Origin of the sequence: Microvirga aerilata (assembly GCF_016743775.1) — a bacterium.
GTDB classification, from domain to species: Bacteria; Pseudomonadota; Alphaproteobacteria; order Rhizobiales; family Beijerinckiaceae; genus Microvirga; species Microvirga aerilata.
Window position 1 is genome coordinate 1 of sequence record NZ_JAEQMY010000095.1, and the last position, 13,683, is coordinate 13,683.

The 13,683-nt window shown below is 56.4% G+C and carries 15 protein-coding genes and 1 pseudogene; 13 read left to right on the plus strand and 3 right to left on the minus strand.

Going from position 1 to position 13,683, the window contains the following annotated elements; translation table 11 throughout:
• Nucleotides 1–867 precede the first annotated feature (867 nt).
• Complete coding sequence (locus tag JKG68_RS27185; RefSeq protein ID WP_202065016.1) at nucleotides 868–1,167, minus strand: hypothetical protein; 300 nt, start codon at nucleotides 1,165–1,167, stop codon at nucleotides 868–870.
• Between the two features lie 1,218 nt (nucleotides 1,168–2,385).
• Between JKG68_RS27185 and JKG68_RS27190 the strand changes: the two genes are divergently transcribed.
• From JKG68_RS27190 to JKG68_RS27250, 13 genes and pseudogenes are all read left to right on the plus strand, one after another.
• Nucleotides 2,386–3,966, plus strand: a complete 1,581-nt coding sequence (locus tag JKG68_RS27190) for a hypothetical protein (RefSeq protein WP_202065017.1) — start codon at nucleotides 2,386–2,388, stop codon at nucleotides 3,964–3,966.
• A 175-nt stretch (nucleotides 3,967–4,141) separates the two neighbouring features.
• Nucleotides 4,142–4,603, plus strand: coding sequence for a hypothetical protein (locus JKG68_RS27195; RefSeq protein WP_202065020.1), 462 nt, complete (start codon nucleotides 4,142–4,144; stop codon nucleotides 4,601–4,603).
• A gap of 49 nt (nucleotides 4,604–4,652) precedes the next feature.
• Nucleotides 4,653–5,478 (plus strand): annotated as a pseudogene (locus JKG68_RS27200) (IS5 family transposase).
• A gap of 576 nt (nucleotides 5,479–6,054) precedes the next feature.
• Nucleotides 6,055–6,576, plus strand: coding sequence for a hypothetical protein (locus tag JKG68_RS27205; RefSeq protein WP_202065021.1), 522 nt, complete (start codon nucleotides 6,055–6,057; stop codon nucleotides 6,574–6,576).
• Entirely contained in the window at nucleotides 6,573–6,833 is a 261-nt protein-coding gene (locus JKG68_RS27210) for a hypothetical protein (protein ID WP_202065023.1), read from the plus strand. Before JKG68_RS27205 ends, JKG68_RS27210 begins: the two co-directional genes overlap by 4 nt.
• Before the next feature lie 628 nt (nucleotides 6,834–7,461).
• The gene (locus JKG68_RS27215; RefSeq protein ID WP_202065025.1) at nucleotides 7,462–7,992 is read left to right on the plus strand and encodes a hypothetical protein; all 531 of its coding nucleotides are present in this window, start codon (nucleotides 7,462–7,464) and stop codon (nucleotides 7,990–7,992) included.
• 1 nt (nucleotide 7,993) lies between these two features.
• Entirely contained in the window at nucleotides 7,994–8,452 is a 459-nt protein-coding gene (locus JKG68_RS27220) for a hypothetical protein (RefSeq protein ID WP_202065027.1), read from the plus strand.
• An 81-nt stretch (nucleotides 8,453–8,533) separates the two neighbouring features.
• Nucleotides 8,534–8,965, plus strand: a complete 432-nt coding sequence (locus JKG68_RS27225; RefSeq protein WP_202065028.1) for a hypothetical protein — start codon at nucleotides 8,534–8,536, stop codon at nucleotides 8,963–8,965.
• Complete coding sequence (locus tag JKG68_RS27230) at nucleotides 8,962–9,288, plus strand: hypothetical protein (RefSeq protein ID WP_202065029.1); 327 nt, start codon at nucleotides 8,962–8,964, stop codon at nucleotides 9,286–9,288. The genes JKG68_RS27225 and JKG68_RS27230 overlap by 4 nt, the downstream gene beginning before the upstream one ends.
• Nucleotides 9,285–9,914: a hypothetical protein gene (locus JKG68_RS27235; RefSeq protein WP_202065030.1), complete on the plus strand. Its 630-nt coding sequence runs from the start codon at nucleotides 9,285–9,287 to the stop codon at nucleotides 9,912–9,914. The genes JKG68_RS27230 and JKG68_RS27235 overlap by 4 nt, the downstream gene beginning before the upstream one ends.
• Nucleotides 9,915–10,071: 157 nt before the next feature.
• Nucleotides 10,072–11,166 (plus strand): hypothetical protein, encoded by a 1,095-nt coding sequence (locus JKG68_RS27240; protein WP_202065031.1) that lies wholly within the window; start codon nucleotides 10,072–10,074, stop codon nucleotides 11,164–11,166.
• Nucleotides 11,167–11,180: 14 nt separating this feature from the next.
• Nucleotides 11,181–11,711, plus strand: a complete 531-nt coding sequence (locus tag JKG68_RS27245) for a hypothetical protein (protein WP_202065032.1) — start codon at nucleotides 11,181–11,183, stop codon at nucleotides 11,709–11,711.
• Nucleotides 11,712–11,713: 2 nt separating this feature from the next.
• On the plus strand, nucleotides 11,714–12,259 hold the full coding sequence (locus tag JKG68_RS27250) for a hypothetical protein (protein ID WP_202065033.1): 546 nt from the start codon (nucleotides 11,714–11,716) through the stop codon (nucleotides 12,257–12,259).
• Nucleotides 12,260–12,306: 47 nt separating this feature from the next.
• Here JKG68_RS27250 and JKG68_RS33865 read toward each other — a convergent pair whose 3' ends face one another.
• Together JKG68_RS33865 and JKG68_RS33870 are read right to left on the minus strand one after the other, a co-directional pair.
• Nucleotides 12,307–12,747: a hypothetical protein gene (locus tag JKG68_RS33865; protein WP_246515925.1), complete on the minus strand. Its 441-nt coding sequence runs from the start codon at nucleotides 12,745–12,747 to the stop codon at nucleotides 12,307–12,309.
• A gap of 156 nt (nucleotides 12,748–12,903) precedes the next feature.
• Nucleotides 12,904–13,482: a hypothetical protein gene (locus JKG68_RS33870; RefSeq protein WP_246515927.1), complete on the minus strand. Its 579-nt coding sequence runs from the start codon at nucleotides 13,480–13,482 to the stop codon at nucleotides 12,904–12,906.
• Nucleotides 13,483–13,683: the final 201 nt, after the last annotated feature.

Sequence of the window (13,683 nt, forward strand, 5' to 3'; positions counted from 1 at the left end):
AGTTCGCCATTCTCTTCGAAGGCCGCTTCAGGCTGGGATGATGAACCCGGCCCGTACACGGAAATTCTGGCAGTTCCGCAAGATCGACCCGAGCGTCGAGCTCCTCGCCATGCGGAGACGCATGGCGAGGAGCAGATCGATTTGGTCAAGCCCAGACCGTTTCCTCGTTGGTCGGCATCAACCGTTAAGGGGCGGCTCGTTGACCCGGCGTACGGCCCACGTGAGATGAAACCATCAACATCCGTTTCCCACCCATAGCCCCTCCGGACGCGTCCTGAAAGGCGCTCCAATGGGTCTGATACTGCAAGTGCGACAAAGGACGGTGACCATGCAGTATCTGAATCGACGCCCCTGAGAGGGTAGAGGATGGGCGGATCATGTGACTTGCCTCCCCACCATGCGACTGTTGCAGCGCCACGATCCTGTTTTGGTCGAAGCTTTCCTGCAGCGCGAAAAGGTCCTTAGGGACGATCTGAATAGCCGTTCCTATGACGAGGCTGTGCAAAGCCTATTGCTCGCGAAGCTGGAGCAGCCGGCAGCCCGCCTGTCTGGATACAAAAACTAGCTGCGTCAGCAGGGAAGCCGGAACGAGCAAAACGCAGGCCGATCCAATTAGTTCAAGCGGCAACACGCCCTAGCAGCGTCTGGAGGTACGCGATGTTAAAAGGTTGTCATTTCGACCGCTCGTTGAACCTCCAGTGCGTGCGATGGTATCGCGCGTATGGCAGCTGCTCCAAATTTGCGACGTATTCACTGGATGTTCTGAGGCGGTCCATTACTCGGGCATGAAGGCAGAGCAGATATAGTCGCCAAGATCGATGCAGTATCAGACAGCTTGGAGGTCGCTTCCACCTCCAAGCTCTTTAATCAAATCACATGACTCTTGAAGAGGGCCATGTCAGCTTCGTGATTGAAACCGAGGGTAACTACCAAATTGCCGTCGCGGTCTATCAGACAGCCCACATTAAGGTCCAGGATGCGCAGGTCGTCTGCGGCATCATGCAGATAATCAAGCATTTCGATTCTAGCAAGTTCGCGAGGAGGCAAAGACTTGGGTATCTCGTGACCAGATTTTTTGATGGCAGCCCGGATGCTGTCTTCTTTAGCGAGTACAATGTGGGCTGGGATCGTGTAAACGAGTGAACAGTCTGGATTAAGCGACATCATCCAGGCCCCTGAGATGCAGCTTCTGGACTCCGACCCGCTCTGCCAAGCCGTTAGAAGGTATATGGTAAGCCTCGGGAAACCCACCACGCACGAGAACGCGCATGATCTGCTCCTGAGTGTTATAGGAGATAGGAACAATAAGCTTGCTGTCGTTATGCATAGCCGACCTCCTCGCAAAAGAAGCAGGAGCAGGGATGGCTGTTGCAGGAGCACATCTTAGTGATGGGTGTGGTGAACTCCATCCTGCCGGGGCGATTTTCAGCCCCAGTGTAGGTGGTATGACGCGTAGAATGGAAGGGCGTCGCCCAGCCATGCGAAGCTGCTTTCCATAGCTTAGGCTTACCTTCAGCACGAACGAATTCGGAGGCAGTCCAAATCAGGATCTGATTTGCTTTAGAGGCATCGTGATCAGGGAAAGCCACAGCATTTCTGGTGTTAAAAAAACAAAACATAATAAATCAAACACCTTGTAAAATAGTCATCTCTAATTGTTGATAGTCTGATCTTACAATATTGGCACTCTCGCGCGCAATAACTTTTTCGTAACTTTGAGCAAGCCTTGTGATCCATTTGAGGTGCATGTTAGCGACGATGCTGATAAGCGATTATCCATGCAAGTGTGGTCGAAACTCGCACTTCTTGTGGTGGTTTGGACCAGAAGAATGATCACGGGGTGCAAAGCGCCAAGCTTATTGTGCGGAGCAGAAAATTGCGTCCGCACCCGCGTTGTAAAAAGATGTCCTCAATAAATCCCATAAAGAATAGTCACGAAGGGACAGGATTTCTGACGAATAAACCCTCGAATTGCCCAAAGGCCGCAAGGAGGTGGCAGAGCGAGGGACGCTCCCGAGCGGGACGCCTGCTTGCGCTATAGCTTGATGGCTACCCGCTTAGCGGGTCGCCAAGGAGCTTGGCTCTCACGGGTGGCCAGGCCTTGATCGATGCCGAAGGTGAAGAAGCCGAGCGCCTTGCGCTCGTCTTGCAGGAGGGGCCTTTGGCCTTCGCTCGCGCTCGTCCACGACCCCTCAGCGCTTTCTCGATCTTTCATCTCGTCGGTTCGGACTTGTAGTAGCCGCCCATCGGGCGGATGGTTGTACAACGCGGGAGCGGACAGATTAATTTCGACATCAAAGTATTTGCTATGATATTCTCATAGATGATGAAGACCATACTGGTCTTCATCAGATTTAATTTTGGTGTTCTCGCCAAAATATCGAGATGCCAAGCCCTTTCAACTCAACAGATTTTGCTTTTTGCAAACAATACACAGCGATACTTAAGAGTTATGCTGACGTGATTAAAATTGAATATAGCGGAGCCCTATGCTCTGCCGGAAAAACTGAACATGCCTGCCAAATGATGGCTTCTACCCCTGGTCAGTACCTCTTCGCCGTAGACCGGCGAGAGGTCATCGACACCCGTATCAAGAGGATCGAGAAGAAGGCCGCTGCCGAAGGAACCCACCCTCTGGTCCAAGCCATCTTCAGCAAGAGCGAGGGCCAATTCGAGGCTGGCACAGAGAACGTGAGACAAGCTCTGCGAGAGCAGCCCACCAAAGATCATGACGCACCACATCGGGTGGTCGTCTGCACCCATGAGGGTCTGCTCTCGTCCGATCTGTCCACCTACCAGGGTTGGACCCTGATCATCGATGAGACACCGAACATCTGGGGCTTCGGAGAGCTTCAATCTCCCTTTTCCTGGTCGCTCTACAAAAGCTTCTTTGGCCTCAAGCCACTCGACGATGAATGGTCCGAGGTGACCATTTGCCGGGACGCTCCAACACCGACAGCTTGTGCAAAGGATGCTGCAATCTCGGATGATTTCCGTGATCTCTACCGGCGCTGGAAGAACACCAGACCGCTGGTGAAGCTGACCTCCTGGGAGGAGACAGCGGATGGCCGCAGGTGGTCATGGTGCTCCGTCTGGAACCCAGAGAAACTCGATGCTTTCAAGAGGGTGATGATCCTCGCAAACTCATTTGAGGACTCCCTCACCTTTAAGCTGCTGAAGCAGGCTGGGGTTCGGCTCGTACCTTTTAGCATCCCCGATGATCGGCAGTGGCTACCTCGGACTGTCCTCATACGGTACTTTGCCAGCACCCATCGGGCTGGGACGGGTTTTTGGACCAATCCGGCTGATACGGGTGGTGCTGAAGCCCTCCGGAAGACCTCCGAGTGGATCATGCAGAACACCGATCCTGAAAATCATTTTTGGTCGGCCAATCTGCATGAACTGATTAAGCGCAATCTGCCGGGTCAGAAGCTCAACCCCAAGATCGCTGGATCAGATGCTTACAAGCACCTCACCTGCGGCTCGTTCATCTACACCGCCAAACCGTCTCGGGCAGAGGTCGCGGCATTTGCCCGATATGGCATCACCTACCAAGAGATCGTTCGAGCGCGTCAGAACGAGGATTTGGTGCAGTTCTTCTTCCGGTCGTGGCTGCGGGTGCCGGATGACCCGCGAGACGGCGAGTTCCGGGTCTACGATCTTGCCCAAGCGACCTTCCTGAAGGGGTTCATCGAGGCCACCGGACGCCCGTTTAAAAGCATTTTGGAGCACGTCATCGAGGCTGGCGTGGATGAGCACAAGCCGAAGCCTGTCGGACGGCCCAAAACCGTGAAGACGGAAGCCGAGAAGCAGGCCCGCGCGGCCAAGGCGAGGATCAGCAACAGCATGAGCAAGAGGAAGGCCCGAGAGGCTCTCAGAAAAGATGAGCGTGACGCCGGGACCGTGAGGAAGCGTGGGCGTCCGCCGAAGCATAAGGGCGGCGAGAATGCTTTCCCGCACAGCTGATGCTGAGAGTACAACCGGGTGCAAGTAACAATCCGGGTGGGATGATCTCGCAGCCTTTTCAGGCCCAGGTACTGTGCGAAGAAATAAATTGAACTCTTGAGTCTCTGTCTGGCAAGGTGGCTTCAATGACCAAGCCTTTTGCGGTCAGGACACAATCTTTTGAAAGCAATTTGAGATGTCTATTTCAACAGAATTCGTTGAGGGAATGCTAACGCTCGTGCGACCCAATGGCGATTACCTCGAGACCCCGTGGGAGGCGCCCCTCGACAACGAAACCTTCAATTCAGTCTGTGCTAAAACTCTAGAACGTGCCAAGGTGTTCGTGGCTGATTTCAACCTGTCTCTCCGTGACTATCTCGTTGAGAAAGCGCTGGACGCTTACGTGACGTGGATCAAGACCCCAGCCGACGATGCCAATCCGGCCAGCGTGGAAGCCGACCAACTTTTGAAGATCTGGTTGCGGGTCCTCTCTGATTTTGCCGGTTCGCCGAACTTCACTTTTTACCTTAGGGATGATGGTACCGTAAACTTCGAGGTCGAGCCTCTTCCCGATCGCGAGGTTGTCGCCAAGTTCATGATCCAATCGGCTCTGCTCGTGGAAGGGATCAGGAACATTGCTCATAGGGAGGTGAGGTAATGGTCTTAACCACCATTCGTACCGACCGGTTTTTTGAGGGCACAGGCCGTTGGTGGAGCAGTGCCGTACCAAGGGCAAAACCCCGCCGCAGGATCTGCGCCGCACGCTTGTGGCGATCTTGTGGCGTCATGAGAACGGCGCAAAGTGGCGCTCTATGCCGGCTGAACTGGGCCCGAGAACGGCGCAAAGTGGCGCTCTATGCCGGCTGAACTGGGCCCGTGGTGGCGGGCCGGTCAGACATTCATCCGCTGGGCGCGTCTAGGTGTCTGGGAGCGCCTGCTCCATCTGGTGCAGAACCATGGCATCCAACTCGGCATGACCTTCCTGGATGGCATGAACCTGTGGGCGCATCAGAAGGCTGCAGGCGCTTGCCGAAAAGGAGCTCTCAAGCTGAGCGAGACGATCGTGAAGCACCTGGCCGCTCTCGTGGCGGCTATGGCACCAAGGCTTGCGTGATCGCCGACGGCCTTGGACGCGCCGTCGCCTTTCGGATCGCGCCTGGCCAAGCGCACGAGCTGCCTCACGACCTTCCGCTGCTGGAGCAGTTACCATGTGTGCCGACTTGGGTTGTTGCGGATCGCGGCTACACCAGCTATGCGTTTCGTGAGCATGTCTGGAGCATGGGAGCCAAGCCAGCCATTCCACCGCAGCGCCATGAGGCGCCGGTCGCTTGTCCAGATTGGATTTATAACAATCGAAATCTCTTCGGGCGGCTCTGGGCCCGGCTCAAGGAGTAGCGCGCTGTTGCAACCCGCTACGAGACGACGGCCTCATCGTTCATGGGCGTGCTCTGCCTCGCCGCTGCTCTCGATGGCTCAAGCCCTAACAGGCCCTACCTGCCCTGTCATCGCCGATCGCCAGGCTTCGAAAGATGACGCGGCGCATGACGAGATCAGGCTTATTCTGTGGAGTGGTCGATGCTTCAGCGAGTGCTTCGCCGATGAGGGCTGCGACAGGGCTGATATCCTCAGCGCCACGATCAACACAGGTAACCCCTTGCGGTTGGTGGATCCGGTCGCGCGCAAAAGCGGCACCTACCCTTCTCAGTGTCGCTGGTAGCGATGTGGGAGACAGAGCGTTAGGCATGGTTAGCTCCATAACAGCTTGCACGTGACTATCGCAACGGCGCCAAAGCTCGGCACCGTTACCATGAGAGGTGCTGGTTATTTCTTACGGTCGTGTTCGCGCTGCACGTCCATAGGAACGCTCGGGTCAGGAGCGGGTCACTCCGTCGAATGCCGTAATAATAAACGAAGTAATCTGTAGGAGAAACATTGCTCTCCAGGCTATACATGAGTCGAATTGACTCGGGCGTCGACGTAGACAAAGACGCAGGCGCCGATGTAGAAAACCAGTCAGGCCGCCATCAAGATTGAATCTGTCGAATGGGAAGGCACCCTCGACTGATTTTCGGGGCAGCCGCGACACCTCTTGTACGAATGGAAGCTTCCATGCTCGACGCTGCTCATGTGGCCGGCCCTCCTTCGCCGGTTGCCAATCACCATATGCTGAGCCTGTCTCGGCAGACTTGTCCAGGGGCCAGACTGGTCTGGTGCGATACGCCGCCGTTATCTGATCTCACCTATCTCGCCGTCCGCCCGACCTTCGAATTTGGCGACTATACGGTGGGATCTACCCTCACAAATGCCATGGAGTGTCAGCTTCAGATCGGCGAGGCTGCACGGCCGAGCTATGCTGCTGCAATCTATGACTGCGTCGTCGATGCCCTGGACGATGCGCTGACGATCACGCGGCTGCATCCTCACCTCATGCTCTGGTACAACGGGCAGGAGGTGCAAGCTCCGTTCTCCAATTGGCGCACGCTGGCAGTGGTGTTGTCGGAAGCTGACGAGGCGTGGGAGGTCGTAGCACAGGTGGCGGACGGTCACCTCAAAATCACAGATCCCTCTGTGCGGGAGGCTGTCGCTGGCAGTTCCCTGATTGGAATTGCGCTTCAGAGAGTGGCGCGATGAGCATCACTGATCCTGATCTTGTTTCAGAGTTGTCCCTCCTTCTCGACAAGAGAATTCTCGATGCCAGCAGGCAGGGAAAACGGCCCACCTACGCCGTCATTCCGAAGTCCCTTTTCGAGAAGATTGTGCTGTGGATGGTAACCAGCGGCAATCTTGATGATCAGCCGACTTACGGCTCACCCGCAGGGCCAATGCGACTGCGATATTACGTCGATCAGCCCGAGCTGACCTCCATAGGCTTTGGAAAAGCGGTGTGATGGCACGACAAGACGTAGTTTACGTCGGTGAGATCGCTGCCCAGTGCAGTGATCGACCATGGTTCGCCGTCGCATACACAGGCCAAGACATCAAGTGAGGCGCGCCCGTGTGTTTACGCAGACAAACAACAAGCTCCATGAGCGTGTTGTTATCATCGATCATGAACTGATACACGTGATCTTCGGGCAGATGCTTATGGTAGCGTATCATTCAGGCAAGCGTAAGCGTGCTCGAGAAGTCGCTGCTGCTCTATGCGTGAGCATGACGGCGTGGCACAGTCACCCAACAAAGTTCATTGTTGCCTACACCACTGTCCTGAAGCCGACTGTCCTGTCGACAGTCATCTCGCTACCTGCAGACGATGCGAATGGGAGCATACGACGCCTTCGACACCGCGCATGGACGGCTGTGACGCGGGCGAAGGCTTCGAGCCAGGAGCGACGTTTCTGATAGGGAGGTTCGGGGCTGTGCGGCCGAGGCACAGCTGGTGCTGAGGTGCCACAACAATAAACCGCCACGGGCGTGAATTTTAATTTCGACAGGACGGCTCCACCTCGCGTAAATTCAAAAGCATCAGGAATATTTTAGTGCCTGATGATTGCTAGACTTCATTGATTGGAACAACTCATGTCTTATACGTCTGCTGCGGCAGAAACCTCTTGGTTTCATGTCCGGAGTTCTGAGGAGCTCATCGAATTCTGTCAGCTCCTCGATGTTGCTTACGTGCAGGATCGCACGGAGCCTTCGCGGTTTTGCCTCTCCGCTGCGAACGGTGAAGGATGGTGGCCGTCTGTGATTGAGCCATCGGAATTGTTCGAAGAATGGCCATCATGGCTGCCAGTTCCAGTGGAATGCAAGAGCTGGGCCGAACAACAATCGATGGAAGGCGCAGGCTCGACCAGCGGTGATGCCTCGGAGGCAACGCGAACCTGGATGACCAGTCCCGCAGAATGGCCAGAGGAGATCGAGATCAGCTTTTTCGATCTCGTCCGTACCTTCATGGTGCCAGACAGTAGCCTCCACGTTCAATCGTGCGTGTTCGATGATGGCGGCTACGATGTCAGTACCAGTGGCGGTGTGGTGCATCAGGACGGCCGTAGCACGTGGATCGATTTCGCAGAGCATCTTGAGGCTCTGCAGATGGCGGAAGCAGCCTAAAATGACAACCTCATCGCACTACATCAACGGGGTTCTCACCATTATGGTAGGTACCCACGATCACTTCGTTATCGAGTGGCAGGCGCCTCTCGAGGATGCAACCTTTGACAAGTGCGCTAGCATGGTGCTGAGGCATATGACAGCGATGGCGGCTCATCAAGAGCGAAGTCTCCGTGATCTCCTCGCTGAGGGGGTCGTGGAGTGCTACACGACGTATGCCTCCGGCCCTGATGACAAAATTCATCCGGCTAATATCGCGGCCGACAATCAGTTGAAGGTCTTTCTCAAGCTTTTTGCTGATCATGTCGCGTCCTCGCACTTCACGTTCTTCGTCTCAAAGGAACGTATCGTGAAGATTCACGTCGAGACACTACCAACGCCCGAGGCTGAAGCAAAAACAATGATCGAAGCAGCCCTGCTAGCTGAAGGAGCTCAACCTGGCAACCGATCCCCGCTTTGATGCGCACTCAGCCTTATGAGCAATGCGGCTGTCCACAAGGTGTGAGCAGTCACCTCCTTTTAATGATTAGGCTGTCTAAATATGAAATCCGTTGCTTATGCATTTAGCCCTGAAAGTTTCCCGCCCGATCTGCACGGCTTGGGCTTTTATGGTGATGGCGCTACAGGTCGTATCGAGGCCTACGGCCTATCACCCGATGACGGATCCGCTGAGGTCGCAGCTATGGTGCGAACCATCCAACAGATCTCGACGAGCTCTGGAATTCCAATAACCAACGTGGCGGCTGAGGGCGTTGCGGCAGCACGCCGCTGTCAAGCGCCTGAGGTTGCTGCAATCATTGCCCAAGCTATTCATCTGCTGACCGATGATAGGTTCTTCGTGATCCACCGCTATAGTGACACTGACTGGCGAGACGCGACCTACCACGCGCTCCCATTCCTCTCGTCCGTCGAGCAAGCCTACACATGGTTAGAGCGCCGGATCACCCAGGTAAAGGAAAGGGCTGCGCAATGAAGTTGTATTTTGCTACCGCGACCAATGAGGAGGCCGTGGCCTTAGATATGTTTGTCGTCGCCGACTCCCCTGCCGAGGCTGGGCAGATGCTGATTGATCACTGGGCTCACGACGAGGTCGAGCTCGATGCGGGTACTGGCGTCATCGTCCATGAGGTGCCAGGTCTTCCGTTTCCCGGCACCGTCAAGGGTGTCGTTGATTGGGAGCTGCTTGCTCGTGAAAAGCCTGTGCTTCACTACCCTGATACCTCGGGGTGGTGGTGTGACGATGAGGCTGATGGCGAACAGCCGAGCGCGCAATGCGGTGAGGCTACTCAATTATGACGGCGGACAACGATTCCACCAATGTGGGCACGGTTGTATCAATCACGGTTTGGGTGGCTGGTGCGAATATGCATGAGGCAAGTCAGCGGCGGCAGGCCGTCGACACGCATTTATCTGGCCCATCTGTCACGTATGTCGGCGGAGGGTTCGGCCGCTTCTTCTACGATCTGTGGGTTGTGCAGAGCGGACGAAACCCACTTGCAATGCAGGGAGAGTGGATTGCAGATTCTCAATTTGAGTTTGCCGCACGAGCCTTCACGCCGGAGGAACTGGTGGATCTTACCAGGCAAGTTGAAGCAGATCTCAAGCAGGCGTTGGACTTCCCAGTGGCAGTTGAGATCAAGCTTGTCCAGCCTGATGACGAGACCGGCGCCGAGAACGTTCATGACCCTGAGACGTTTATCGATCCTGACGGAAAGCTGCTCGTGGTCCTCACAGAGCGGGAACACGCACACCTTCTGGCCGCTCTACGGCGCGTTCAAGCATCAGGCGGGCTCGAGGGCGTTCCGGAAGCAGAGATTGCCGAGAATGGCGAAAACTGGAAAACCATGACGGTCGAAGAGCTTAACGAACTCGGCGATCGATTCAATGGCCAGGGTATCATCGCCCATAATGTGCGTCTGTGATGGTGACGGCAGCAAGGCTTGTGGCGAATTCTAAGTGGGTGCTTGCTGCTCGACCACAAGCCCTTAGCTGGCGTCCTCATCCTGGGCCGAAAAAGTAGTTGCGGGATTCTGAGCTCATGGGACGGTCAGTGAAGACCCAGCCCAGGAGACTCCGTCAATGCATCCAACCCCGCCTCCCCAGCCGCTCTCCGGCTGGCCCCTTCCTGTCGCCATCAGGCTTGACCGGGCTTGGCCCGGTTATCTGAGCTATCTGTGTACGTGCTCGAATTTGAAGCGGCAGACCAACTTCGCGGCGCTGAGCATGCTCGACGGCAGGGGCTTGGACGAGGTGACGTTACGGTTTCGAGATGCCGGTCTCATAGAGAGCACGTCGGGTCCTGAGCTGCTTGGGCAGGTTGCTCGCGTTCTGATCACTGCGCAAGCACAAGCCATCGGCGATGCTCTTGTTGGCGCTCCTTCGTCCAGGCTTCTAAGCCTGCTTCGCGTGATTGGCGACAGGCTCTTGTTGGAGGAGAGCTACGTGAAGCTCATCAGCCTCATGAGCCCAGAGCATGAGGATAGGGGCAAGCTCCTGCAGGAGGGGGTGCCAGTCTCAGACATGAGTATTGAAGCGGCACTTCGGCTGGAGCCGCCGCTTCTCCGAAAGGAGGTCATCGCTCACCTGAGCTCGCTCGGCCAGATAGACGGGGTCAGTCAAGTCCTGCCGTATGTTTTCAGCCTTTGTCCAGTGGAGGCTCAGGAGGAAGCTTTCCAGAGCCTTGCGAGCCTGAGATCTTCGTCGACCTCCATGACGAATTGGCTGATCCGGGTAGTCGACAAGGTGCCGCGCTTTCAGTTCTCCTCGCCGATGCAGGACACCGATGAGGTGACGCTCCTGGCCTCCCCTAATGCCATGAGGGATGCTGGCCGCCGCTTTTCAAATTGCCTCCGGCGCAAGGTGCCCTACGCCTTCTTGCAGCGCAATGCGTACTTTGAGTGGCATCATCCTGCAGCGATTGTTGAGTTGCAGGGCCTGAGCGGCGGGTTGTGGCTCCTGAGTGGGATCTACGCGCCAAATAACAAGAGGGTAGACCCTCTCACCGTACAAACGATCCGCGACAAGTTCAAAGAAGCTGGAGTGCTCGTGCCTCGGCATCATGCTGAGGGACGCGCCATTAACCGATCTGCTTCGCTGTTTGGGATCCACGATTGGGACTACTCGGAATGTCTTGAGGAGGTCGAACCCCTCGCTGATCTGGTAGATCTGACCTGATGTCGTCACCAACCATGCGGGGAGCACTGATCGGTGGCGTTGTCGGTGTGCTGCTGCATCTGCTCGTCAGATTCATCCTCCACAATTTTCTCTGGCTCGCTGCGACCGTGGGGCTGATCCTGATCCTGGGCCGCTGCTCTCCTGATAACCCGAAGCTTGAGGCTAAGCGGGCCGCGTTGTCGCGGTTTGACGCCACTGCCGTCACGCTGTCGAATGTTCAAGCTGAGGTGATGCCAGGCACCAGGCATGTCAGTGGGATCTCGGCGTTGATCTCCAACCGGGAGAGAGCCCGGATCTATGACGTCTTTCTGCGATGTGAGATGAGGCCAAGAGCACCTCAACAAGCATCAGATCCTGAGCCCGTGTGGGACGTGGCTCGGGTCGCCTCATCCTATCACTATGGCTACGTCAATCCAGGTGCAGTGGTGATGCTGCGCCTCAGGCTTGATGGTGATGGCTATCTGAGTGAGGCCGACCCTCAGCGCTTCACTTGTACCCCTCAGTACAAGATTGAGACTGTTGATCTCCTGACAGGGCAGCCATAGCCATGGCTGAGACGCTGGGCATGGTGGCCGGCCTCGGCATCCTCATCGTCATGGTCGCTGTGGCGATGTACGGGATCGGCTTCCTTGTTCTCGCCACACCCTTTATGCGGTGGGTTCTCATCCTGCTCGTGGCATTCCTGGCGCTGAGGGTCGTGCTGCTGCCGTTCACGTACCTTTCGATCTGGGTCAACGGTTATCCCGAGGTGAGCCTTGAGGCGGAGGTGAGGGCAAAGACCGTCTTCGTGCTCACGACTAAGACTGTGCCAACACGACGATCGAGCCGGTTCACCTTGCTGGCCGAGGGTACGATCACCAACAAAGGGCAACAATTTATCAGGGAGCTTGCCGTTGAATGCCGGGTCAGCAAGCTCTCCTTTGGTGACTCTGAGATGGCCTATCAGCGCTTGACGGTCAGCGTGATGCCAGGAGAGACAAAGTCGTTCTCGGGTATCATCGCAACTGATCTGATCGGGGTCTCGGTGAGAGGAGACCTCGCTCTTCAGCCTCCCGATCAGCATTTCTGCCGGCTCCAACAAGTGCAAACTTAGCAATGATGAGCTGCCTTGGCAGCTCATAACTCCACGCTCTCGCGGAGCTATCGCCCACCTGTCAGGCGGAGAGAGAGCTCTCCACAACTCACCTTCGGCTGATCAAGGTTCAGGTTCCCCAGCTTCCATGACTGGAGAACGACCGCAGCCTCACCAACGGACTTGGGCTTGACGCCACCCTCGGCCGCACGGCTGATGGTCAGGACCTTGCTAGTCCAATCGATCAGGAGGCGATCCGTTGATCCGAATCCGGCGCTGTCCCACAACGCCCGCGGCAGGCGGATCGAGGTGTAGAACCGGTCCGGACGCTTAGCATCTCGGATCGACTTCACGAAGACGGACACGGAACCAGTTTTACGGGTGTGGTCCTCGGCCTGCTCCGGATGCCGGCCCTGCTTCAACCGCATTTCGACCTTGGGCACCATCACAGGCTGTGATTCTGGGCTGATCTCCGGATCCTGTAGTCCAACAAAGTCAGTCTTTCGCATCAGCGGCTCTTCTGCCTTGGTGGGCTCTCCCGTAGGCGATGATGAGCTTGGGATGGTTTGGATCGCGCTGACAACATCTCGAAGGCCACCAGAGATCCCCTCTGCTGATTGAACCACCAGGGGTGCCAGACGCGAGATCGCTTCGATCTGCTGACTTCAAAGAGCTACTAGTTTGCTCATCTGCTCGGCCATGAGCTCCATGGTGGAGCGAAGGCTTTTCAGATCCGCGGCCATCCCGGTCAGGGCCTGTTCCACCTCGCGTGGCAGGGCAGGGGCAAACATGAGCTGCTGGGGTGCATCTGGAGTGGAGGGGCGAGAGGACTGCGCGGGCTTGGGTCTGAAGACCTCCGCAGCGAGCGCCTCGGGCTTGCCCAAGTGGCGCGTTAGGATATCAGCTGTATCGTGGGACCGCTTGTCCACTGAGGCCGTCAGGCGATCTGAAGGGTCTGCAGCCTCTGGCGACCCGTGGCGTCCAGCGTCGTGGAATGAGCGAGGCTGATGAGCTTCGTGGGGTTTTGCCAAGCAAGCCGGACACAGGTCATGAGCGCGATCGCGGGCGAGAAGCCAGCCGTGGTCCTTGAAATAGCCTTTAACGATTTCATCACTGGCGGGCTTGCCGGCTTCGTAGGTGTCCGTTCTGTGGCAGGTGGAGCAGCCAATGGTGAACCGGTACTTGGAGGGCGCGCCACCACTACGGGTAACATGCGGCTCGAACTGACGTGCGATGCCGGGCATTGCAATAATCCTGATCATTAGAAGAAGGTTCTTGAGGCGAGGAAGACGCAATGTCTCCGCCTCTCGACCCAGACTGCAGCTGTAAGGATGGGCAGGGGATTACCACTAAACCTGCGAAATTCCGACTAATGATCTTCACGGGATGCCGGTAACGGAGAGGCCTGCATGGCGGAAGAAGCGGACGATCATCTCGGGATGCCG

What these genes read in the sequence shown, in the direction of transcription:
- JKG68_RS27195 (WP_202065020.1), top strand. Translation starts at nt 4,142, where the DNA reads ATGTCTATTTCAACAGAATTCGTTGAGGGAATGCTAACGCTCGTGCGA.
- JKG68_RS27230 (WP_202065029.1), top strand. Translation starts at nt 8,962, where the DNA reads ATGAAGTTGTATTTTGCTACCGCGACCAATGAGGAGGCCGTGGCCTTA.
- JKG68_RS27225 (WP_202065028.1), top strand. Translation starts at nt 8,534, where the DNA reads ATGAAATCCGTTGCTTATGCATTTAGCCCTGAAAGTTTCCCGCCCGAT.
- JKG68_RS27210 (WP_202065023.1), top strand. Translation starts at nt 6,573, where the DNA reads ATGAGCATCACTGATCCTGATCTTGTTTCAGAGTTGTCCCTCCTTCTC.
- JKG68_RS27235 (WP_202065030.1), top strand. Translation starts at nt 9,285, where the DNA reads ATGACGGCGGACAACGATTCCACCAATGTGGGCACGGTTGTATCAATC.
- JKG68_RS27185 (WP_202065016.1), bottom strand. Translation starts at nt 1,167, where the DNA reads ATGATGTCGCTTAATCCAGACTGTTCACTCGTTTACACGATCCCAGCC.
- JKG68_RS27220 (WP_202065027.1), top strand. Translation starts at nt 7,994, where the DNA reads ATGACAACCTCATCGCACTACATCAACGGGGTTCTCACCATTATGGTA.
- JKG68_RS33870 (WP_246515927.1), bottom strand. Translation starts at nt 13,482, where the DNA reads ATGCCCGGCATCGCACGTCAGTTCGAGCCGCATGTTACCCGTAGTGGT.
- JKG68_RS27190 (WP_202065017.1), top strand. Translation starts at nt 2,386, where the DNA reads ATGCCAAGCCCTTTCAACTCAACAGATTTTGCTTTTTGCAAACAATAC.
- JKG68_RS27245 (WP_202065032.1), top strand. Translation starts at nt 11,181, where the DNA reads ATGCGGGGAGCACTGATCGGTGGCGTTGTCGGTGTGCTGCTGCATCTG.
- JKG68_RS27205 (WP_202065021.1), top strand. Translation starts at nt 6,055, where the DNA reads ATGCTCGACGCTGCTCATGTGGCCGGCCCTCCTTCGCCGGTTGCCAAT.
- JKG68_RS27215 (WP_202065025.1), top strand. Translation starts at nt 7,462, where the DNA reads ATGTCTTATACGTCTGCTGCGGCAGAAACCTCTTGGTTTCATGTCCGG.
- JKG68_RS27250 (WP_202065033.1), top strand. Translation starts at nt 11,714, where the DNA reads ATGGCTGAGACGCTGGGCATGGTGGCCGGCCTCGGCATCCTCATCGTC.
- JKG68_RS27240 (WP_202065031.1), top strand. Translation starts at nt 10,072, where the DNA reads ATGCATCCAACCCCGCCTCCCCAGCCGCTCTCCGGCTGGCCCCTTCCT.
- JKG68_RS33865 (WP_246515925.1), bottom strand. Translation starts at nt 12,747, where the DNA reads ATGCGAAAGACTGACTTTGTTGGACTACAGGATCCGGAGATCAGCCCA.